Source organism: Polymorphobacter sp. (assembly GCF_048007885.1).
GTDB lineage: Bacteria > Pseudomonadota > Alphaproteobacteria > Sphingomonadales > Sphingomonadaceae > Sandarakinorhabdus.
This window is the reverse complement of sequence record NZ_CP180346.1, coordinates 1,219,347-1,237,907: the sequence shown is the minus strand read 5'-3', so window position 1 is coordinate 1,237,907 and position 18,561 is coordinate 1,219,347. Positions and strand designations below refer to the sequence as shown.

General features: G+C 66.3%; 22 protein-coding genes and 1 pseudogene. 18 read left to right on the top strand and 5 right to left on the bottom strand.

All coding sequences use genetic code 11. The features are described 5' to 3' along the window. Nucleotides 1-116: 116 nt before the first annotated feature. The 18 genes and pseudogenes from ACMVO5_RS05915 (at nucleotide 117) to ACMVO5_RS05830 (ending at nucleotide 14,149) form a co-directional block, all read left to right on the top strand. Nucleotides 117-2,681, top strand: coding sequence for a hypothetical protein (locus ACMVO5_RS05915; protein ID WP_416909133.1), 2,565 nt, complete (start codon nucleotides 117-119; stop codon nucleotides 2,679-2,681). Nucleotides 2,682-2,729: 48 nt separating this feature from the next. After that, nucleotides 2,730-3,098 (top strand): hypothetical protein, encoded by a 369-nt coding sequence (locus tag ACMVO5_RS05910; protein ID WP_416909132.1) that lies wholly within the window; start codon nucleotides 2,730-2,732, stop codon nucleotides 3,096-3,098. A gap of 35 nt (nucleotides 3,099-3,133) precedes the next feature. Next, entirely contained in the window at nucleotides 3,134-3,415 is a 282-nt protein-coding gene (locus ACMVO5_RS05905; protein WP_416909131.1) for a hypothetical protein, read from the top strand. Next, nucleotides 3,415-3,942 (top strand): head-tail connector protein, encoded by a 528-nt coding sequence (locus tag ACMVO5_RS05900; RefSeq protein ID WP_416909130.1) that lies wholly within the window; start codon nucleotides 3,415-3,417, stop codon nucleotides 3,940-3,942. Before ACMVO5_RS05905 ends, ACMVO5_RS05900 begins: the two co-directional genes overlap by 1 nt. A 22-nt stretch (nucleotides 3,943-3,964) precedes the next feature. Continuing rightward, the gene (locus ACMVO5_RS05895) at nucleotides 3,965-4,303 is read left to right on the top strand and encodes a head-tail adaptor protein (protein ID WP_416909129.1); all 339 of its coding nucleotides are present in this window, start codon (nucleotides 3,965-3,967) and stop codon (nucleotides 4,301-4,303) included. Further along, a complete protein-coding gene (locus ACMVO5_RS05890; protein WP_416909128.1) occupies nucleotides 4,303-4,560 on the top strand; it encodes a hypothetical protein in 258 nt (85 codons plus the stop codon). The genes ACMVO5_RS05895 and ACMVO5_RS05890 overlap by 1 nt, the downstream gene beginning before the upstream one ends. A gap of 1 nt (nucleotide 4,561) precedes the next feature. Beyond that, nucleotides 4,562-4,948, top strand: coding sequence for a DUF3168 domain-containing protein (locus ACMVO5_RS05885; protein WP_416909127.1), 387 nt, complete (start codon nucleotides 4,562-4,564; stop codon nucleotides 4,946-4,948). 16 nt (nucleotides 4,949-4,964) lie between these two features. Beyond that, on the top strand, nucleotides 4,965-5,372 hold the full coding sequence (locus tag ACMVO5_RS05880) for a phage major tail protein, TP901-1 family (protein ID WP_416909126.1): 408 nt from the start codon (nucleotides 4,965-4,967) through the stop codon (nucleotides 5,370-5,372). Then, nucleotides 5,369-5,681, top strand: a pseudogene (locus tag ACMVO5_RS05875) (gene transfer agent family protein). Before ACMVO5_RS05880 ends, ACMVO5_RS05875 begins: the two are co-directional and overlap by 4 nt. Then, nucleotides 5,678-5,884 (top strand): phage tail assembly chaperone, encoded by a 207-nt coding sequence (locus ACMVO5_RS05870; protein WP_416909125.1) that lies wholly within the window; start codon nucleotides 5,678-5,680, stop codon nucleotides 5,882-5,884. The pseudogene ACMVO5_RS05875 and the gene ACMVO5_RS05870 overlap by 4 nt, the downstream one beginning before the upstream one ends. Further along, a complete protein-coding gene (locus ACMVO5_RS05865; RefSeq protein WP_416909124.1) occupies nucleotides 5,877-6,464 on the top strand; it encodes a tail tape measure protein in 588 nt (195 codons plus the stop codon). Before ACMVO5_RS05870 ends, ACMVO5_RS05865 begins: the two co-directional genes overlap by 8 nt. Next, the gene (locus ACMVO5_RS05860; RefSeq protein ID WP_416909315.1) at nucleotides 6,464-8,803 is read left to right on the top strand and encodes a TIGR02217 family protein; all 2,340 of its coding nucleotides are present in this window, start codon (nucleotides 6,464-6,466) and stop codon (nucleotides 8,801-8,803) included. Before ACMVO5_RS05865 ends, ACMVO5_RS05860 begins: the two co-directional genes overlap by 1 nt. Before the next feature lie 4 nt (nucleotides 8,804-8,807). Further along, complete coding sequence (locus ACMVO5_RS05855; RefSeq protein ID WP_416909123.1) at nucleotides 8,808-9,635, top strand: DUF2163 domain-containing protein; 828 nt, start codon at nucleotides 8,808-8,810, stop codon at nucleotides 9,633-9,635. 5 nt (nucleotides 9,636-9,640) lie between these two features. Beyond that, the gene (locus ACMVO5_RS05850) at nucleotides 9,641-10,060 is read left to right on the top strand and encodes a peptidoglycan endopeptidase (RefSeq protein ID WP_416909314.1); all 420 of its coding nucleotides are present in this window, start codon (nucleotides 9,641-9,643) and stop codon (nucleotides 10,058-10,060) included. A gap of 144 nt (nucleotides 10,061-10,204) precedes the next feature. After that, nucleotides 10,205-11,278: a phage tail protein gene (locus tag ACMVO5_RS05845; protein WP_416909122.1), complete on the top strand. Its 1,074-nt coding sequence runs from the start codon at nucleotides 10,205-10,207 to the stop codon at nucleotides 11,276-11,278. A gap of 53 nt (nucleotides 11,279-11,331) precedes the next feature. After that, entirely contained in the window at nucleotides 11,332-12,318 is a 987-nt protein-coding gene (locus ACMVO5_RS05840; RefSeq protein ID WP_416909121.1) for a hypothetical protein, read from the top strand. Between the two features lie 49 nt (nucleotides 12,319-12,367). Then, nucleotides 12,368-12,835: a DUF2793 domain-containing protein gene (locus ACMVO5_RS05835; protein WP_416909120.1), complete on the top strand. Its 468-nt coding sequence runs from the start codon at nucleotides 12,368-12,370 to the stop codon at nucleotides 12,833-12,835. 132 nt (nucleotides 12,836-12,967) lie between these two features. After that, the gene (locus ACMVO5_RS05830; RefSeq protein ID WP_416909313.1) at nucleotides 12,968-14,149 is read left to right on the top strand and encodes an OmpA family protein; all 1,182 of its coding nucleotides are present in this window, start codon (nucleotides 12,968-12,970) and stop codon (nucleotides 14,147-14,149) included. A 169-nt stretch (nucleotides 14,150-14,318) separates the two neighbouring features. Here ACMVO5_RS05830 and ACMVO5_RS05825 read toward each other — a convergent pair whose 3' ends face one another. The 5 genes from ACMVO5_RS05825 to ACMVO5_RS05805 all read right to left on the bottom strand — a co-directional run bounded on the left by ACMVO5_RS05825 (nucleotide 14,319) and on the right by ACMVO5_RS05805 (nucleotide 18,550). Beyond that, a complete protein-coding gene (locus ACMVO5_RS05825; protein ID WP_416909119.1) occupies nucleotides 14,319-14,618 on the bottom strand; it encodes an SCP2 sterol-binding domain-containing protein in 300 nt (99 codons plus the stop codon). Between the two features lie 95 nt (nucleotides 14,619-14,713). Then, nucleotides 14,714-14,980, bottom strand: a complete 267-nt coding sequence (locus ACMVO5_RS05820; RefSeq protein ID WP_416909118.1) for a hypothetical protein — start codon at nucleotides 14,978-14,980, stop codon at nucleotides 14,714-14,716. A gap of 137 nt (nucleotides 14,981-15,117) precedes the next feature. After that, nucleotides 15,118-15,774 carry a lipoyl(octanoyl) transferase LipB gene (lipB, locus tag ACMVO5_RS05815; RefSeq protein ID WP_416909117.1) on the bottom strand — a complete coding sequence of 219 codons (657 nt, stop codon included), beginning with the start codon at nucleotides 15,772-15,774 and terminating at the stop codon, nucleotides 15,118-15,120. Beyond that, nucleotides 15,771-16,907, bottom strand: a complete 1,137-nt coding sequence (locus ACMVO5_RS05810) for an epoxide hydrolase family protein (RefSeq protein ID WP_416909116.1) — start codon at nucleotides 16,905-16,907, stop codon at nucleotides 15,771-15,773. Before ACMVO5_RS05810 ends, lipB begins: the two co-directional genes overlap by 4 nt. Further along, nucleotides 16,904-18,550, bottom strand: a complete 1,647-nt coding sequence (locus tag ACMVO5_RS05805; protein WP_416909115.1) for a GMC family oxidoreductase — start codon at nucleotides 18,548-18,550, stop codon at nucleotides 16,904-16,906. The genes ACMVO5_RS05810 and ACMVO5_RS05805 overlap by 4 nt, the downstream gene beginning before the upstream one ends. Nucleotides 18,551-18,561 lie beyond the last annotated feature (11 nt).

Here is an 18,561-nt window from a genome sequence, read left to right as displayed (position 1 = left end):
TCGTTGTGAGCGGCAGCACGGGCGGGTTCTCCGACTATGTGCTTGACCCGGATGGGAGCCCGCGCCTGACGCTGAGCGCGAGCCATGCGGGCTTTGTGCAATCGGGCGGGGAGGCGGTGGCTGGCAGCCTGGCGCGCACGCTGGTAGCGACCAGGCCGCTGCGGCTGCCGGTCGACCCGACCGACCCGAACACGGCGATCATCGATGAGACGGACTTTGGCGGCAATCGGCAGATTCGCATCGCGCTTTCGGAGACGGTCTATGCGACCGATAGCGGCCTGACCTTGGCCGCGCTGGCGGGCTGGCGGACGGGCGAGGCGGCAGCCAACGGAGTCGTGGTCACGAACAACTCCAACATCGAAGCGCCGAAGCCGGTCATGCGCTGGGTGGTGCAGCCGTGGCAGCTTGATACGACTCCCATCTTCCGCCTCTCGCTGTTGGTGTTCGGCCATCATCCTGTGGGGTTCCTGCCGGTGGCGGGCGTCAAGTTCACGGTGACGGACGGCGTGGACACTATCACGGCCTGGGCGACGGGACTCGGCACCTGCCCTTACGGTGAGGACGGCTTGCGCTGTCACACGGTCGAGATTGATGCCAGCGGCCTGATTCCCGGCCTGCTGCGCGCCGACGCGGAAGTTTATCCGTGGCTTGGCGCAATGCGTTCGACGGACCCGGCCGGGACTCGCGTGATGACCGACATCTGGACCAGCGAAACTCAGCTCAACGTGGGGACTGAGAATCCGCTGGTGCTGGCCAACGACCCCGATGGGACATTCTACCGCGACCAGTGGGTCATGACGGACCCGGTGAGCGGCAGCACGACAGCCAGCGCGGCGATGGTGGCGACGACTCTCGCGGGTGCGCGGCTGGTGGCGACCAAGCCGCTTGACATGCGGACGGCGATGCAGGCGCTCTATCTCAACAACAAGACGACTCCCGCCGCCAATGGCTATCCTATCCAGACTCGCATGGTTGGCGGGGCCACCATTGTGATTCCGGCTGGCGTGACAATTCCCGGCACCATTACCGTGACGGCGGGCAATTTCGGGGGACTCCCGATTGAAATCATTGGCGACCCGGACGACCCGAACCCGCGCGAGAATTGCATCCTGCGCGGCGACACGCAGTTCATTCAGCGGGCGTTCCGTGTATTCGTCAGGAACCTCAAGATTGAGGTTGGAGGCACCGCAATCTTTGCTGACGCCTCCAACAGCGGCATCTATTTCAGGAACCTGACTCTTGCCCTTCGGCCCGCTGGCGGCGCGGCCAATCTGACGCAGAGCCAATCGACTCGCGGATGGCAGTATTCGGTCGTGAATTGCCGCTGGACGGTCTCCGGCTTGAACATGGATGGGACCAACCATCGTTTTGGCTTGATTCGCAATGTCGAGCACAACGACGAGGCGCGCGGACTCGCGCTGGTCAAGAATAAGTGGGTTGGTGACCCGTTCAGCACATTTGATGCGGTTGTCGCGGGGAGCTGGAACAACGCGACATTCCCGGAAGGCTATGAGGACAACATCCTTGCCTATGGCGACTATCGCGGCACCCGGAATCGCATTTACAACATGAATGGCCTCAGCGGCGTGGGGACGCCGAACAACGCGTTCCAGCGTTATGCCATTGTCGGCAATGTGTTCGAGCGCGTCGGCAGCAACCCTGGCCCCTTCCTTGCCATAGGCGAGGGGCAGGATGGCACGTTCCGCTACAATATCATCGAGTCGAATACCTTCGCCGGTGAGCGGTGCAACTTCATCTATAATGACCCGTTCAACGCGACGCTTGAAGACACCAACACCAAGACGAATTACGCCTACGCGAACCGCGTGGCGAACAATGCCTTCGACTGGAACGCCAACAAGCAGGACAGTTTCAACAGCCCTGCGGCGCTTTCCATCCGAACGGCTGCGGGGGTTCCGAATCCGACCGGCTACCGGCCTCACCTGGTCGAGGGCTGGTCGGACTATATGGGGGTGGGGCGCGAAGGAAATTATGACAGCGCCACGTCGCCGGGATTCACGAGTTCCTTCCCCTATTGGTTTCATGGCCTGCGCTCGGAGCAAGCCTCGCCTGCGACCCAAGCGGGCTATGTGGACAATGCCTCGCACAGCGGCACGGGGCTGGCGCTGGGCGATTACACGCCGGTGGCGGGAAGCCCGCTCCTCGGGCGCATGTTGCGCGGGCAGAGTGATGTGGATCATGCCGGGAGTACGCGACAGCTCGGGGGTGCTGCCGGGGCATTTGAATTGCCTGGGCCGGCTGGCGAGGTGGCGCTGGCGCCGGAAGATGCGCGGCATGACCAGCTGAGCAGCAGCCCTGATTTTGGCGGCGCGGTATCACTGGCGCCGGCGAGTGCCTTTCATGGTTATGGCGGGCTGGATCCGCTGGTGGCGGTGCTGATGGGGCTGGTGCCGGCGCAGGGCTGGCTGATGGTGAGCGCGGCGGATGCGGCCGTCGGCGTGCGGCTGGCGCTGGTTCCGGCGACGTCTGGCCCGGTGATGTTGGCGACATCGCCGCTCTTGAGTTTTGGCGGGCTGACGCTGGCAGCGGCCAATGGGCGGCTGCTGCTTTCAGGCGAGGCGGCTTCGCTGGAGGCTGTTTTGACCGAGGCCGGCGTGCCGGCGGTGCGCCTGTTGCGAGTGGGGGCAGAGCAGCGGGTGTTTTTCGCGCCCCTGGGCTGAACGTGTTTGGGTTGAATCTCTTTTTCAGGATTTTTTGGGAGACGGATGATGGCGAAATTTGCGAGTGATTTTGTGCTGGATGCGAGCCTTGCCGCAGTGAGCCAGGCGACGCGGATAGTGGCGCTGGTGGGGCAGCCGGCGAGCTTTGCCGCTGCTGACGCCGGGAAGCTGGTGGAGGCGGCGATGGCGCCGGCCGATTTCAGCGTGGGTGACGGAGATATTTCGGGGCGCAAGGTGGCGGTGGCGGCCAAGCTGGGGCTGAATGTGCTGACGCCGGGAACGGCGGACCATGTGGCGCTGCTCGATGATGTGAACGCGCGGCTGCTCTATGTGACCACCTGCCCGGCGCAGCTGCTGCCAAGCGGCGGCACTGTCAACATCGCGTCGTGGAATGTCGAGATCGGCGACCCGATCTGAGTCTTTGCGGGCGCGGTTTTGGGCAGGAGGGGCGGATGACGATGTATGCCAAGGATCCGGCGGCGGCGCTCGGCTACGGCGTGGACTGGGCGGCGGACTATCTGACCGGCCAGTCGATTGCCGCGTCGAGCTGGGCGGTGGTGCCGGCGGAGGCGGGGGGGCTGATGGCCGAGACCCCGCTGATCGAGGGCGGGCGGACGCTGGTGACGCTGACCGGCGGGCGTGCGGGCTGTGTGTACCGGGTAACCAATCAGGTGACCTTTTCGGACGGGGGGCGCGATGAGCGTTCGCTGCTGGTGCGGGTGGAGGAGCGGTGATGGCGGTGATGGAGCTGGACAAGGGCGGGCCGGTTGTCAGCCTGGCCGAATGCAAGGCCTATCTGCGCCTTGAGCGCGACGAGGATGACGCTGTTCTGGCCGGGCTGCTGCGCACGGCGACGGGGCTGTGCGAGGCCTTTGTCGGCCAGTGGCTGATGGTCCGGGCAGCCGAGCAGCCGATGGCCGTGTGCGGCGACTGGCAGCGGCTGCGGGCGCTGCCGGTGCGGGCGGTGGTGTCGGTGATCGACGGCGAGGTGGCGCTGCCGGGGGAGGCCTTTGAAGCTGATGTGTCGGTGGACGGACTGGGCTGGGTGCGGCTGACGGCGCCTGCGGGGCTGGTTTTGCCGCGCGTGCGCTTCGAGGCGGGACTGGCGGACGACTGGAACAAGGTGCCCGAGCCGCTGCGCCACGGGATCGTGCGGCTGGCCGCGCATCTCTACACGCACCGCGATGCCGCTGACGCGGGGCCGCCGCCGGCGGCGGTGGCGGCGCTGTGGCGGCCGTGGCGGCGGCTGAGCCTGGGCTGAGCCGGGCAGACAGGAGCGGAACATGGGTGGACGAATGGAGCTGGCGGGCCGGCTGAGCGAACGTGTGACCATTGAACATTGGCAGGAGAGCCGCGATGCGGCCGGGCTTTCGGACGGGGCCTGGGTCGTCGACGGCGTGGTGCCGGCGCATGTCGCGCTGGATGCGGCGGTGAACGGGGACGCGGTGATGGGTGATGCCGAGCGGACGGTCGCACGGTTGCGGGTGACGCTGCGGGCGCCGCAGCGGCTGGGGGTGACCTCAAGGCTGTGGTGGCGCGGCGAGCGGTTGACGGTGCTCGGCGTGGTGCGCGATCCCGAACAGCCGGACCGGCTGGTGGCGCGCTGCCGGAGTGCGGGGTGATGGTGAGCGAAGCTTGGATGCAGGCGCTGGCGCGCGCCGGGGCGGCGCGGGCAGACGCCGCCCGGCGGGCCCGGCTGGAACGGCTGGCTGATGACATTGACGCGGCATTTGAGGGCACGGTGGCGACGGAGACCGACGAGGCCGGGGTGCGGCTGGCGGCGCGGGGTTTGCGGGCGCGGGTGTTTGGCAGCCGCCGGCGCGGGCCGGACCCGCGGCTGGCGTGGCTGGCGGCCTGGCTGATGATGGGGGGCTATTGAGATGGGTGCGAGCCTGGCGATGCAGCGGCTGATGGTGGCCGCACTTTCGGGACTGGACGGGGTGAATGGGGTGTTTGACGGGCCGCCGGCGGACGCGGAACCGCCCTATCTGGTGATCGGGCCAGAGCTATTGAGCGACTGGAGCACCAAGAGCGGGGCTGGGCATGAGCACCGGGTGCAGGTGCGGGTGTGGGATCGGGGCCGGAGCGGCGCGCGGGTGCGGCCGCTGATGGCGGCGGTGGAGGCTGCACTCGCTGATCTGGGCGGGACGCTGGACGGACATCGGCTGGTTTCAAGCCGCTTTGTGCGCGCGACGGTGCTGGGCGACGGCGACGACTGGATTCAGGGTTTGGTGGAATTTCGGCTGCGCAGCAGCGCGGTGGCTTGAACGGGAGGACGGAGCGATGGCGATGGAAAAGGGCAGCGCATTCTTGCTGAAGATCGGCGACGGGGCGAACCCGGTGGTGTTCAGCACCGTGGCCGGTCTGCGCACGACGCAGATGACGATCAATGCCGAGACGGTGGTGGTGACCAACCAGGGCTCGGGCGGGTGGCGCGAGCTGCTGTCGGGGGCCGGCGTGCGCTCGGTTTCGTTGAGCGGGGCGGGGGTGTTTACTGGCTCGGCGGCGGAGGTGCGGATGAAGGCCAATGCGCTTTCAGGCGTGATCGATGATTATCAGGTGGCGTTTGAGAGCGGCGAGACGGTGACGGGGCGTTTCTTGCTGACGCGGCTTGATTATTCGGGCGATTTCAATGGCGAGCGGACCTATACGCTGGCGCTGGAGAGCTCTGGCCCGGTGGTGACCGCGTGAGGCCGGCGAACGGCGCACGCGGCGAGGCGGCGCTGGTGCTGGGCGGCGAGACGCTGGTGCTGCGGCCGAGCTTTGGCGCGCTGGTGGCGGCCGAGGCGGAGCTGGGACCGCTGTTTGCGCTGGTCGAGCGGGCGGCGGGCGGCGGGCTGACGCTGAGCGAGATGGCGGGGCTTTTCTGGCATTGCCTGGCCGAGCGGCCTGAGGGGCTGACGCGCGAGGGCTTTGGCGAGGCGCTGCTGGCGGGCGGGCTGGCGGCGGCGACGCCGGCGCTGCGGCGGCTGCTGGAGCAGAATTCTGGCCGGGCGATGACGGCGCAGACCTTTGGGGCTGCAGCGCGGCTGGCCTTGCGGCTGGCGGTGCTGGAGCTGGGCTGGCGGCCCGACGACTTCTGGGCGGCGACGCCGCAGGATCTGATCGATGCGCTCGGCCTTGGGCTGGCGGTGGGCGGTGAGGCGGCGCCGATCGATGGCGCGCTGCTGGCGCGGATGATGGAGGCTTTTCCCGATGATTGAGCAGGATGGGGCGCTGGAGGCGCTGGTGGTGCAGGTGCGCGCCGACACGAGCGGCTTCATGGCCGGGGTGGCCGATGTGCGGCGCGAGCTGGACGGGCCGCTGGCGCAGGGGGTGGAGCGGGCAGGCACGTCGATCGAACGGTCTTTGGCGCGGGCGGTTGTGAATGGCCGTGTGGGTTTTGAGGATCTGCGCCGGGTGGCGCTGCGCTCGCTTGCCGACATTGCCGCGAGTGCGCTGCGGACCGATCTTTCCGGGCTGTTCGGGGGCGCGTCGGGGGGCGTGCTGGGCGTGTTGGGCAACACGGTGGCCGGCCTGTTTGGCGGCGTACCAGGACGGGCGACGGGCGGGCCGGTGACAGCGGGCCGGGCCTACCGCGTGGGCGAGCGCGGGCCGGAGACCTTTGTGCCGCAGGCGGCGGGGCGGATCGAGCCGGCAGGCAGCGGTGGCCGGCCGGCGACGGTGAATGTGACGGTGAATGTGGCGGCGCCGCGTGAAGCGAATGCGGCGGTGATGGCGCAGACGGGCACGCAGGTGGCGCGGGCGGTGCGCCGGGCGCTTTCGGGCGGGAGCAATTTGTGATGCGGCACTGGCTGGCGGCAAAGGCGGACCAGGGGCGCAGGCGCTGGGTGAGCCGGTTTGATCCGCGCTATTGGACAGTGGATTTTCCGCGCCCGATGATGGCGTCAGTAACGACCCTGGGCGATCATGGGCTAGCGGTTGATGCGGTGTTCTTGCGGTCGAACGATCTGGCGGGGCTGATCTGGGAGTCCGAGGATCGCTGGTCGCACCCGCTGCTGGCGCTGGAGACGGCGCGGGACTATCGCGGGCTGACATTGCGGTTTCGCGTGCGGATCGAAGGTGATGCGCTGCCGCTTGATGCGGTCAACGGCCCGGTGTTGACGATCGAGGGGCGTGACGCAGCAGGTGCGGTGCGCAGCTGGTTTGTGCGGCTGTGGAATTATGCATCGGGCGATCCGCGCGACGCCGAGGTGGTGCTTGACTTTGATGCGCTCGATGGGGGCTTTTTGCTGCCGGCCGAGGCGGATCCGGTGTTTGCCGGCGATATCGACCGGATGTTCATTTCGCTGGTCGCGGCGGGCTATGACGGGGTGGAGGCGCCGCTGCCGGCGCCGGCGAATGCGCGGCTGATCCTGAGCGAGATTCGATGTGACGGGGCCGGCGCGACGATTTCGGCCGGCGACGCCTTTCTGCCGCCGCACGGGCTGCGCATCGCCAGCGGCTATGACGACAGCTACAACCAGTCGCCCGAGCGGATGCTGGAGGCGATGTTCGCGCTCGGTTACCGGGGGGCGCTGGTTCATTATCTGGGCATGAGCCATTTTCCGGGGCTGCGCTGGGACGCGGGCGAGGGGGCGTATCTGGCGCATGGCGGCGAGCCGGTGTGCTTGCCGGCGCTGGCCTGGCATGCGGACTTTCTGGCGCGCGCGCGCGCCCTTGGGTTTTCGCCGATCCTGTCGCTCTCATTCGAGCTTTTTGACGAGAATTGCCCTTCGGCTTGGCCGCAGCGTGATGTGGACGGGGCACGGGGGCTGACGGGCTGGGTGCCGCCGTCGTCATTGCTGTCGCCGGCGGTGCCGCAAGCGATGAGCTGGCTTCAGGCGGTAGCGGTGGCCTTCATCGGGCTGGCGGCGGATGCGGGCGTGAGCCTCAATTTCCAGATCGGCGAGCCATGGTGGTGGGTGGGGCCGGACAAGCGGCCCTGCTTCTATGACCCTGCGACGGTGGCATTGTATCTGGCCGATACCGGGCTGGTGGCGCCGCCGATCGCGGACATTCGCGCGGTGTCGATTGCTGCGGAGCGGGATTTTCTCGATTGGTGCGGGGCGCTGCTGGGCACGGCGACGCTGGATTTGCGTGATGCGGTGAAGCTGGCGTTTCCGGGCGCGCAGGTGCTGCTGTTGTTTTATGCGCCGCAGGTGCTGGAGGCGGCCGCACCTGAGCTGATCCGGGCCAATCTGCCGCTGGCCTGGGCGTCGCCGGCCTTCGATGTGTTGCAGCTCGAGGACTATGATTTCGTCACGCTCGGTGACTTTGCCGGGCAGCGGCGCGGACGCGCGGCGGTGACCGAGCGGTTGGGCTATCCGCTTGCCAAGCAACATTATTTTTCGGGCTTTGCGAATGTGCGGGCGGACTGGCTGCCGATCGCCGAGGCGGCCTTTGCCGCCATGGCGCGCGGGGTGCCGGAGACCTTTGTCTGGGCCTGGCCTCAGGTGGCGCGTGACGGCTTCACCGTGTTTGCCGCTGGCGATGGGGAATTGGAGGATGATGTGCAGGTGTTTCATGATGTGCGCTTTCCGCTTGACCTTGGCTTTGGCGCAGCGGGGGGGCCGACTTTCTCGACGCAGGTGGTGGTGACCGGATCGGGGCATGAGCAGCGCAACAGCCAGTGGAGCGATGCACGCCAATCCTATGATGCGGGGCTGGGGGTGAGATCGGAGGCGGATCTGGCCGCGCTGCTGGCGTTTTTTCGCGCGCGGCGGGGACAGGCGCATGGCTTTCGGTTCAATGATCCGATCGACAATCGCTCTTCGGCCTTTGGGGTGCCGTTGACGGCGACGGACCAGCGGCTGGGGGCCGGCGACGGCGGGCAGACGCGCTTTGCGCTGGTGAAGCGCTACGGCGAGGGCGCGGATGAGCAGGTGCGGCGGGTGACGCGGCCGATTGCGGGCACAGTTCGGGTTGCCGTGGATGGGGCCGAGCTGTTTGCGGGCTGGGCCCTGGACGCGGGGGGCTGGATCGATTTCGAGACAGCGCCGCTGCCTGGTGCGCTGGTGAGCGCGGGCTTCGAGTTTGACGTGCCGGTGCGTTTTGCGACCGACCAGATCGATGTGTCGATTGCCGGGTGGCGGGCTGGCGAACTGCCATCGGTACCGCTCGTCGAAATTCGCGAGGATTGAGGCGATGAGCGATTTTTCACCGCGGCTGGAGGCGCCGCTGACGTCGTTGGCGCTGTGCTGGCGGGTGGTGCGCGCCGATGGGGCGGCGCTTGGCTTCACCAGCCATGACCGGCCCTTGATGATCGACGGAATGCGCTATGAGAGTGCGCCGGGGATGACGCCTTCCGCCATCGAGCGCGGCGACGGGCTGGATATCGACACGCTCGAGGTGTCGGGCGCGCTGGCGTCGGATTCGATTGCGGCGACGGACTTGCTGGCGGGTCGCTATGACGGGGCTTCGCTCAGCATGTTCATGGTCGATTGGGCGGCGCCCGATGCCGGCCGGCGTGAACTGGCGCAAGGGCGGCTGGGCACGGTGCAGGCGGGTGCGGGCGCTGATGCCGGCTTTGTGGCGGAGCTGCGCGGGCCGAAAGCCGTCTTTCTGGACGTCGCGGTGGAGAGCTATTCGCCCGAGTGCCGGGCGGAGCTTGGCGACCGGCGCTGCAAGGTCGACCTGCGGGGTCGGACGCTGATCGTCGAGAGCCTTGGGGCCGATGGGTCGCTGCTGCGGCTGCCTGAGGGGTGGGGCGACGGCGAGGCCATGCTTGAAGGCATTGTTCGGGTGATGGCGGGGCCGTCGGCCGGGCTGGAGCGGCGGGTGGTGGCGCGAGCGGCCGATGGCCTGCTGCTTGACGAGCCGCTGGATCTGGCAACGGGCACGCCCGTGCGCTTGCAGCAGGGCTGTGACAAGCGCTTTGCCACCTGTGTGGGCCGCTTTGGCAATGGCCAGAATTTCAGAGGCGAGCCGCATGTGCCTGGCGGCGACTTGCTGACGCGCATTGCCGGACTTTGAGCGTGATGGGTGATTTGGCGGGACGGGCGGCTGTGGTTGCGGCGGCGCGGGCGTGTGTGGGCACGCCGTTTCGACCGCAGGGGCGGGTGCCGGGGCTGGGGCTGGACTGTGTGGGGGTGGCGCTCGCAGCAGCCCGGGCGGCAGGCGGCGCGGCGCGGGACTGGCCCTTGCCGCCCTATCGGCTGGGCGGGGACCATGATGCGAGCATGCTGGCGACGCTTCAGGCGATTGGCTGCACGCCCGTCGACCGGGGCGAGCCGGGGGATCTGCTCGTTCTCGCACCGCGGCCACGCTTGCGACATCTCGGCATCCTGACCGGTAGCGGGCTGGTGCACGCCCATGCCGGCCTTGGCCGCGTGGTTGAGGGGCCGATCTCGGCCGATTGGCAACAGGTGGGGCATTGGCGCCTGCCGGGAGTGGATTGAGCGACGGCGACGATTATTCTTGGCGCGGTCGGGCGGGCGATCGGGGGGCCGATCGGCGGGATTGTCGGCTCGTTGGCGGGCGGGTTCGTTGACCGTGCCGTTTTTGGCGGCGGCGGCCGCGATGTCGGCCGGCTATCCAACCCGATGGTTCAGAGCTCGGCCTATGGCGAGGCGATTCCGTTTGTTTTTGGGCGGATGCGCGTGGCCGGCAATGTGATTTGGAGCAGCGGGATCGACGAGCAGGTTGACAGCGCGGGCGGGGGCAAGGGCGGTCCGGCGACTAACCAGTACAGCTATTCATCATCCTTTGCCGTGGGCCTGACGGCGCGCCATATTGCGGGCATAGGGCGCATCTGGGCCGATGGCCGGATGATCCGCGACGGCGACGGGGTGTGGAGCCTGCCTGTGCAGATGCGGCTGCATCTCGGCAGCGAGCAGCAATTGCCCGACCCGCTGATTGCTGCGGCTGAGGGCGACGGGCTGGCGCCGGCTTATCGCGGGCTTGCCTATGCGGTGTTTGAGGATCTGCCGCTGGCCGATTTTGGCAATCGCATCCCCAATCTCAGCTTCGAGGTGATTGCCGATGACGGCGCTGCGGGGCTGGATTTTGCCGGGGCGGCCGCCGGGCTGGCGGCGCAGGCCGGAGACAAGGGCATCGCGCTTGGCGCCGAGGGTGGATTTCCGGAGTTGTCCGGCTTTGTCGCGGCGCGGGCGGGGTCGCTTGGCACCAATCTTGCGCCGATTGTCGAGGCGCTTGGGATAGCGGTGAGTGATGATGACGGTGCGCTGACGTTGCGGCGGGTCGCGGACCCCGCAGCTTTTGCGCCAGGCATCACGGGCCTTGAGCTTGATGCCGTGATTGATTGCCAGGCGCGGCCCGTTTCGGGCGGAGACGGGCTGGACGAACGGACGCCAGCGGACCGGCAGACGCTGGCCGGCGGCGAGCAGGCGGACAGCCTTGAGATCGGGCATTATGCGGCCGACCGGGATTATCTCGCCGGATTGCAGCGTGTCCGCCGGTCTGCGGGACAGCGTGTCGAGCAGTTGGTCCTGCCGGTGGCGATGGCGGCTGGCCGCGCCAAGGCGCTGGCGGCCGAATTGCTGGTGCAGCGCCGCGCCGGGCGGCTGACCCGGGTGTTGCGCTTGCCCTGGCGCTTTGTCGCCCTGACGCCAGGCACACTGGTGCGGGTGAGCGATTTGCGGCGGTATGGCGGGTGAGAGAGCAGCGTTTTCAAGGTTTTGTCGTTTCGCTCTCGCTGGAACGGATCGGTGTGGCCAGTGCCGAGGAGATTTCTGGAGACGCTGGCAGGCCGCAGCTGTTTGATGATGCGCCGCCGGGGCCGACGACGCTTGTTGTGACAGAACTGCCGAGCCTTGGCGGCGGGGCGCTGACGGCGCCGCGTGTCCATGTCTTTGCGGCCGGCGAGCGGCCGCAGTGGCGGCGGGCGGCGATCGAGCTGAGCCAGGATGCGGGCTTGTCCTTCGCTTTTGCGGGCGCGGTCAATGTTCCGTGCATCATGGGCCAGCTTCGCGCGGACCTGCCGGCGGGACAGACGGCAAGCTGGGATCATCATTCGGTGATCGACGTCGAGCTTCTGAACGAGGAGATGTGGATCGAGCCGGCATCGCCGGGAGCGGTGTTGCAGGGGGCCAATCTGGCGCTGGTGGGCGGCGAACTTGTGCAGTTTGCTGATGTTGAGCCAACCGGGCCGGGGCGTTTTCGTCTCCGCAGGCTCCTGCGCGGCCGATATGGCACCGAGGCCGCCGCTGGCGGTCATCTCGCGGGGCAGTCGTTCGTCATGGTTCAACCGGCGTCACCCTTGATGCTGGATCTGCCGCTTGACGCCGTGGGACGCGGATATGCCCTTCGTGCCGCGGGCGCTGGTGATGACGGGACGTTGACAACGCCGCTGACGGTGGCCGGTCGGTCGCTACGGCCTCTGTCGCCCGCCCATTTGCGCTTGCGGCGCGCGGGTGATGACGTGCTGGCGTCATGGGTTCGCCGGAGCCGCGCGGGCTTTGCCTGGCTTGATTTTGCCGATGCGCCGCTGGGCGAGGAGCGCGAGCTTTACGAGGTTGTCGTGCGGGTCGATGGCACCGAGCGTCGGCGGATCGAGCAGGCTGGCGCGACCTATATCTATGCCGCAGCGGACCGCTTGGCGGACGGGGGCGGTGCGCTGGTCGAGATCGAGGTGGTGCAGATCAGTGCATCTGTTGGTCCGGGCGACCGGTTGGCTGCAGCAATCATGCTGGGCTGATCCTTGCAGTCTTACGTTCCGACAGACCAGATTATCAGGAGTGAGAACGATGAATATGACGCCGCGCAATCAACTGGCTCTGCTTGCAGCGGGGCAGGCGCAGAAGGAGGTGACCCATAACGAGGCGCTGCTGACGATCGACAAGCTGCTGCATCCGTCGGTCAAGTCTCGCGCGCTGAGTGCTCCGCCGAGCGATCCTGTGCTCGGCCAATGCTGGATTGTGGGGGCAGCTGCAACGGGCGAATGGACAGGCCAGAGCGGCGCCATCGCCGTATTCGAGGGCGGGGGCTGGCGGTTTGTATCGCCAAGGCTTGGGTTGATGACCTGGATCGAGGATGAGGGCACGATGGTGGTTTGGCGGGGTGAGTGGAGCGCGGGATGGCCGGTCAGCCAGTTTGCGCCAGTGGCGCCCGCCAGCATGTCGCTGCCAGTCGGTGGCGCCATGGTTGATGAGGAACTGCGCCAGAGTTTTGCCTCCCTAGTTGCGATATTGCAGTCGCTTGGCTTGGTTGCATGACAGGTGGCTGATTTCCTTTTATCATTGTGTCTTGGCGGCAACAAAGTGCGTCATTCCGTACTTGCCTTGCCTCTATGCGCTGGGTTAGAGCAAACAGTGGTAGAGACACCCAAGCACGAAAAGGGGAACATGATGCGGAAGTTTATTTTCGGGGTGGCGCTTGGCACGACCATCCTCGCGGGCCCGGCCCTCGCCAAGGACAAGACTTGGTACATCGGCGCAGAGGCCGGTGCCATTCTGCTCCAGAATCAGCTTTTCGACATCAGCAATGCGGCCGGCACCGCGGTGACGACGGACGCGTTCCGCACGAAGTATGAGGTGGGCTATGATGTCGGTGGCAACATCGGCTATGACTTTGGCCCATTCCGCGCCGAGTTCGAGGTGGCCTACAAGGACAACAACCTTGATCAGGTGAACTTCCTGCAGCCGGTTCCCCCCATTCGCCTGTTTTCCGGCAACCCGTCGTCGGCGGTGAATGCCGTCAATCCGGGTGCGGATGGCAACGCCCGCGTGCTTTCGTTCATGACCAACGGCCTGGTCGATTTCGGCGGCAAGGACATGAACCTCGGCGCCTACATCGGTGGCGGCGTTGGTATCGCGCGCGTGCAGCACTCGCAGCTTCAGGTGGCGAAGTTCGGTCAGGCCTTTATCAACGACAGCGACACCGGCTTTGCGTGGCAGGCGCTGGCCGGCGTTTACAAGCCGATCAGCAAGAATGTCGACCTCGGCCTGAAGTATCGCTACTTCAATGTGCCCGACGTCAACACCTTCACCACCAATGGTCTTGAAACCGAGACCAACTATCGTAGCCACAGCATTCTGGTGACGCTGGCCTACAACTTCTTCACGGAAGAGCCGGCCGCGCCGCCGCCGCCGCCGCCCCCGCCGCCGCCGCCGCCGCCGCCGGCTCCGCTGCCGCCGTGCCCGCCGGCTGCTGTGACACCCGGACCGTTTCTCGTGTTCTTCGATTGGGATAAGTCGGCGATCACGGCTGAAGCCGCAGCCATTCTCGACCGTGCGGCCGAGCAGTTTGCGGCGACGGGCCAGACCAGCGTTGCGCTGGCCGGCCATGCTGACACCTCAGGTCGTGACACCTACAACGTCCAGCTGTCTCAGCGTCGTGCTGATGCTGTGAAGGCGTATCTGGCTGGCAAGGGTGTGCCCGAAGCTGCCATGGTGACCGAGGCCTTTGGTGAAAGCCGGCCGCTGGTTGACACGGCCGACGGTGTGCGCGAACCGCAGAACCGCCGGGTGGAGATCACCTTCAGCGGTGCTCCGGCACCGATGCCGACCGGGCCCTGCCGTCCGAACTGATCGGCAGGTCTGGCAAGAAAGGAGGCCGTTCCGAAAGGGGCGGCCTCTTTTCTTTTGTCTAGCCATGGCCGCTTCCGGCACGCGCGATCAGTTCAACGCTCAGAATGGACCAGAAACAGGAACGCCGCCGGCGAGTGCCAGCGGCGCCTTGAATTTCTTGTGAAGGGTGTCAGCCGAGGATGCTGCCCAGTTGCAGCGCAACAGACATGTCGCCATCGACCTTCAGCTTGCCCATCATGAACGCCATTTGCGCGTTCTGCTTGCCATTTGCGATCTCGATGAAGTCGTCCATACCGACTTTCACGGTGCAATCGACCGGGCCATCCTCGTTGGATACAATGGCTGGCGACACGGTGTCGTCGATCCGGACCAGGCCCTGATCACCGAAATCGAACTTCACGGACTTCTTGAAATTGCCACCGGCACCGATCCGGCTCTTCATCTGCTCGGTGATTGCGTCCAGGCTCATCAGATCTTCCTCCCAAGGTTGCAGCCTCTGAGGGCAGGCCAAAAAGGGCTGCCTTCTGGCAGCCCTTTCTACACGCAACAAACGCTGTGTCGAGATTACTCGGTGACCGGAGCTTCCTCGGTCGTCTCGGCGCCTTCGGCAGCCGGGGCTTCTTCGGTGGCGGCTTCTTCAGTCGCGCCTTCGACCGGGGCGGCTTCCATGGCCGCTTCGTCGGTGGGCATGGCTTCTTCGACGGCGGGAGCGGTTTCTTCGGTGGTCACCTCGACATTGGTCTCGGCAGCCTTTTCACCGCAAGCAGCGACGAGCACGGCGGCGCCGGCGATCAGGGTGGCAGTCTTCAGCTTGGAAACGATGTCAGCCATGTCATTCTCCTTGAAGGTTTTCGGCGCGGCACATTGCCGTGCCAGAACCGAAGGGCATGGGACTGAAACTCTTATTCCTATGCCTTGAGTGGGGTATTAGCATACCCGCTGGCCGCTACAAATGGGAATTTTTCGGCTCAGGCCGCCTGCTGGCGTGGTGGCACGCGCGCAAGGGCCGCTGGCAGATGACGCAACAGCGCCTCGTCGACAGCTTGCAGATCTGCGCTTCGTCCCAGAGCGGCAAGGCTGGTTACCGGCTCCTGCAGGCCACAGGGCACGATGCCGCCAAAGTGCGACAGGTCGGGCACGACGTTGATTGCCAGCCCGTGATAGCTGACCCATCGGCGCAGGCGCACGCCAATGGCGGCGATCTTTGCCGCACCTTGCGGAGCCTGAGCGTCATCAACCCATACACCGACCTTGCTGCAAATGATCCTTCCCTCTACGTCGAAATCGCGCAAGGCATTGATCACCCAGCTCTCGAGCGCACTGACGAAGCGACGAACGTCGCGGCCGCGGGCTGCCAGATCGAGCATCACGTAAACGACCCGCTGCCCTGGACCGTGATAGGTATAGCGCCCGCCTCGTCCCGCTTCAAAAATGGGGAAGCGGTCAGGGAGCAGAAGCTCCGAAGGCTGCGCGCTTGTGCCTGCGGTGTAAAGTGGCGGATGCTCGACGAGCCATATCAGTTCGGCTGCGCGCCCGTCCCGGATCGCGGCCGCGCGCGCTTCCATTTCGGCGAGCGTCTGGGCATAGTCACTCAAGCCGGGCGAAACGCGCCATTCGGGCGTCATGCAGCGAGGCCGGCGACAAAGGCGCGCAGATCGGCGAGGAACAACTCAGGCTCCTCGAGGCTGGCAAAATGTCCGCCGCGTGGCATCGCCGTGTAGCGCACCACATTGTAGCCCCGCTCGACCATCTTGCGCGGCGGGAAGGCCAGCAGATCATAGGGAAAGGCGGCGACGCCCACGGGCAGTTCGACGCGGCGGCCCTCGGGCATGGAAAAGCCGCCCTCAAGGAACATGCCACGATAGATCCAGCTCGCCGACAGGAAGCTCCGGGTGGTCAGATAGATCATGATGTTGCTGAGCATCCAGTCGAAGCCGTAGGGCGGGTCGACCACGCCGCCGCTCACATCGGACCAGCCGACAAACTTTTCGGCAAACCATGCCGCGACGCCCATCGGCGAATCCATCATCGCAAAGCCGAGGCTCTGGGGCTTTGTGCCCTGCAGTTGCAGATAGGCCGTCTCGCGCTCGCGCACAGCCATGGCTTTCTGCAGCCATGCGATGTCTTCGGGCGTCTCGGGATGGAGATCGGCTGAACGCAGCCCATAGCCGTTGAGATGCAGCGCCCTGGCGCGGGCGCTGTCGAGGCCGATCCAGCCGCCGATCACACAGCCCCAGTCTCCGCCCTGATAGACATATTGATCATAGCCCAGAGCCGGCATCAGCCGGTCATAGAGCCCGGCCACGGCACGCGGCCCGATTGGCGACTTCGGCTTGTCGGACCACGCATAGCCCGGCAGCGAGGGCGCCACGACGTGAAAGGCCGGCATTGCGGGGTCTTCCGGCTCGGCCAGCCGGTCGATGATCGCGTCAAACTCGAGGATTGAGCCGGGCCAGCCATGGGCGATCAGAAGCGGCTGGGCATCAGCCCGCGTCGAACGGCGATGGACCGCGTGCAGGTGGAATCCGTCTCCGACATCCACCCGAACATGGGGATGGCGATTGAGCCGGTTGACCGCTGCCGGCCAGTCAAACTCTTCGAGCCAATAGGCGCGAAGCCGCTCCATATAGTCCCGGTTGGCGCCGTGCGCCCAGCCGGCGTCCTCAGGCTCCTCGAAAAAGCGGAACTCGCGCACCCGGCGCTCGATCCACGCCGCTTCCTCGGCCATCACTGGCACATTGAAGGGCACGGCGCTCATGCGGCCAGTCCCAGCTTGCGCTCCAGCTTGATGCGCTCGAAAATCATGTCACTCGCTTTTTCTGCGATCATGATCGTTGGCGCATTGGTGTTGCCCGAGACCAGATAGGGCATCACCGACGCATCAACCACGCGAAGCCCCTCGACCCCGTTGACCCGGCACTGGCCATCAACAACCGCTGCGTCGTCCACACCCATCCGGCACGTGCCCACCGGATGGTAGATGGTTTCGCCCCATGCGCGCATGGCCTCGACGAGGCTTTCGGGGTCGTTTACCTCAGGTCCTGGCCAGACTTCCTCCAGCCGGTAGCGGTCAAAGGCCGGCTGTCGGCCGATGCCGCGGGCCATTTCAATGCCCCGGCGCAGCGTCTCCACATCTTCGGGGGCGCTCAGATAGCGCGGGTCAATAGCCGGCGGCGCCAGTGGATCGGGTGATGCGAGACGGATGGTGCCTCGGCTCTCCGGCCGCAACTGGCAGATGTGCATCTGATAGCCATGGTCGCTACCCATTTCGCCGCGGCCATGCGGCGAGCCCTTGACCGGCATGAAGTGGATCTGCAGGTCGGGTGCAGCCAGCCCCTCGCGGCTGGGCAGGAAGGCGCCGGTCGGCGTCGGCATATGTGCGCCATTGCCGGTTCGGGCAAAAACCCATTGCCCAAGCGCCTTCATCTTGTTGAGGAATTTCGCATTTGCATTAAGCGTGATCGGTTCCTTGCAAGTCCATTGCAGGATCATGTCGAGATGGTCCTGAAGATTGCCGCCGACATCGCTGCTATCGCACACGACCGGGATGCCCATCGCGCGCAGATGTGCTGCCGGGCCGATGCCCGACAGCATCAACAGTTGCGGCGAGTTGACCGCCCCGCCGCTGAGGATCACCTCACGCGCCCGTAGCGTCTCGCTGCGTCCGCCCCGCCTGTAGGCGACGCCCGCAGCGCGCCGCCCCTCGAAGAGCACCCGCTCGACCTGAACCCCTGTCATTACGGCAAGGTTGGGGCGCTTCTGCACCTCGTCGCTCAGATAGGCCTTGGCCGCCGAATAGCGGGCGCCGTCCTTGATCGTCGCATCATAAAAGCCCGCGCCTTCGAAATGCGGGCCGTTGAAGTCGTCGGTGCGCGGGTAGCCAGCCTGTTCGCAGGCGGCGAGAAAGGCCTTGTTGAGCTCATGGGGCATGGCGCCCTTGCGCGACGTGTGCAACGGGCCGCCGCTGCCATGGAACTCATCGGCCCCGCGCTCGCTGTCCTCGGCACGGCGAAAATAGGGCAGCACGTCGGACCAGCCCCAGCCGGTCAGGCCGAGTTGCGCCCAACGATCATAGTCACTGGCGTGGCCGCGAATATAGACCATGCCGTTGATCGACGACGACCCCCCCAGAACCCGGCCGCGCGGCCAATACATAGGGCGCCCGCCCATCTCTGTCTGTGGAACAGTCCAATAGCCCCAATCAAACTCGCTGTCGGTTTCGGGGGGGATGATCTTCGAGATGCCGGCGGGCATGTGGATGAGCATGCTGTTGTCGCGCCCGCCCGCTTCGAGCAGCAGCACCCGCGTGATGCCGTCAGCCGTCAGCCGGTTGGCCAGTACGCACCCGGCCGACCCGGCGCCTACAATGATGAAGTCCCAGACGTCAGACACAAGCGCCATACGGCCATCCC

Coding starts and splice junctions, on each gene's coding strand:
- ACMVO5_RS05855 (WP_416909123.1), top strand. CDS start 8,808: ATGAGCGATTTTTCACCGCGGCTGGAGGCGCCGCTGACGTCGTTGGCG.
- ACMVO5_RS05825 (WP_416909119.1), bottom strand. CDS start 14,618: ATGAGCCTGGACGCAATCACCGAGCAGATGAAGAGCCGGATCGGTGCC.
- ACMVO5_RS05890 (WP_416909128.1), top strand. CDS start 4,303: ATGGTGAGCGAAGCTTGGATGCAGGCGCTGGCGCGCGCCGGGGCGGCG.
- ACMVO5_RS05820 (WP_416909118.1), bottom strand. CDS start 14,980: ATGGCTGACATCGTTTCCAAGCTGAAGACTGCCACCCTGATCGCCGGC.
- ACMVO5_RS05860 (WP_416909315.1), top strand. CDS start 6,464: ATGCGGCACTGGCTGGCGGCAAAGGCGGACCAGGGGCGCAGGCGCTGG.
- lipB (WP_416909117.1), bottom strand. CDS start 15,774: ATGACGCCCGAATGGCGCGTTTCGCCCGGCTTGAGTGACTATGCCCAG.
- ACMVO5_RS05900 (WP_416909130.1), top strand. CDS start 3,415: ATGGCGGTGATGGAGCTGGACAAGGGCGGGCCGGTTGTCAGCCTGGCC.
- ACMVO5_RS05830 (WP_416909313.1), top strand. CDS start 12,968: ATGCGGAAGTTTATTTTCGGGGTGGCGCTTGGCACGACCATCCTCGCG.
- ACMVO5_RS05810 (WP_416909116.1), bottom strand. CDS start 16,907: ATGAGCGCCGTGCCCTTCAATGTGCCAGTGATGGCCGAGGAAGCGGCG.
- ACMVO5_RS05895 (WP_416909129.1), top strand. CDS start 3,965: ATGGGTGGACGAATGGAGCTGGCGGGCCGGCTGAGCGAACGTGTGACC.
- ACMVO5_RS05865 (WP_416909124.1), top strand. CDS start 5,877: ATGATTGAGCAGGATGGGGCGCTGGAGGCGCTGGTGGTGCAGGTGCGC.
- ACMVO5_RS05835 (WP_416909120.1), top strand. CDS start 12,368: ATGAATATGACGCCGCGCAATCAACTGGCTCTGCTTGCAGCGGGGCAG.
- ACMVO5_RS05805 (WP_416909115.1), bottom strand. CDS start 18,550: ATGGCGCTTGTGTCTGACGTCTGGGACTTCATCATTGTAGGCGCCGGG.
- ACMVO5_RS05880 (WP_416909126.1), top strand. CDS start 4,965: ATGGCGATGGAAAAGGGCAGCGCATTCTTGCTGAAGATCGGCGACGGG.
- ACMVO5_RS05905 (WP_416909131.1), top strand. CDS start 3,134: ATGACGATGTATGCCAAGGATCCGGCGGCGGCGCTCGGCTACGGCGTG.
- ACMVO5_RS05845 (WP_416909122.1), top strand. CDS start 10,205: ATGGTTCAGAGCTCGGCCTATGGCGAGGCGATTCCGTTTGTTTTTGGG.
- ACMVO5_RS05850 (WP_416909314.1), top strand. CDS start 9,641: ATGGGTGATTTGGCGGGACGGGCGGCTGTGGTTGCGGCGGCGCGGGCG.
- ACMVO5_RS05885 (WP_416909127.1), top strand. CDS start 4,562: ATGGGTGCGAGCCTGGCGATGCAGCGGCTGATGGTGGCCGCACTTTCG.
- ACMVO5_RS05910 (WP_416909132.1), top strand. CDS start 2,730: ATGGCGAAATTTGCGAGTGATTTTGTGCTGGATGCGAGCCTTGCCGCA.
- ACMVO5_RS05870 (WP_416909125.1), top strand. CDS start 5,678: ATGACGGCGCAGACCTTTGGGGCTGCAGCGCGGCTGGCCTTGCGGCTG.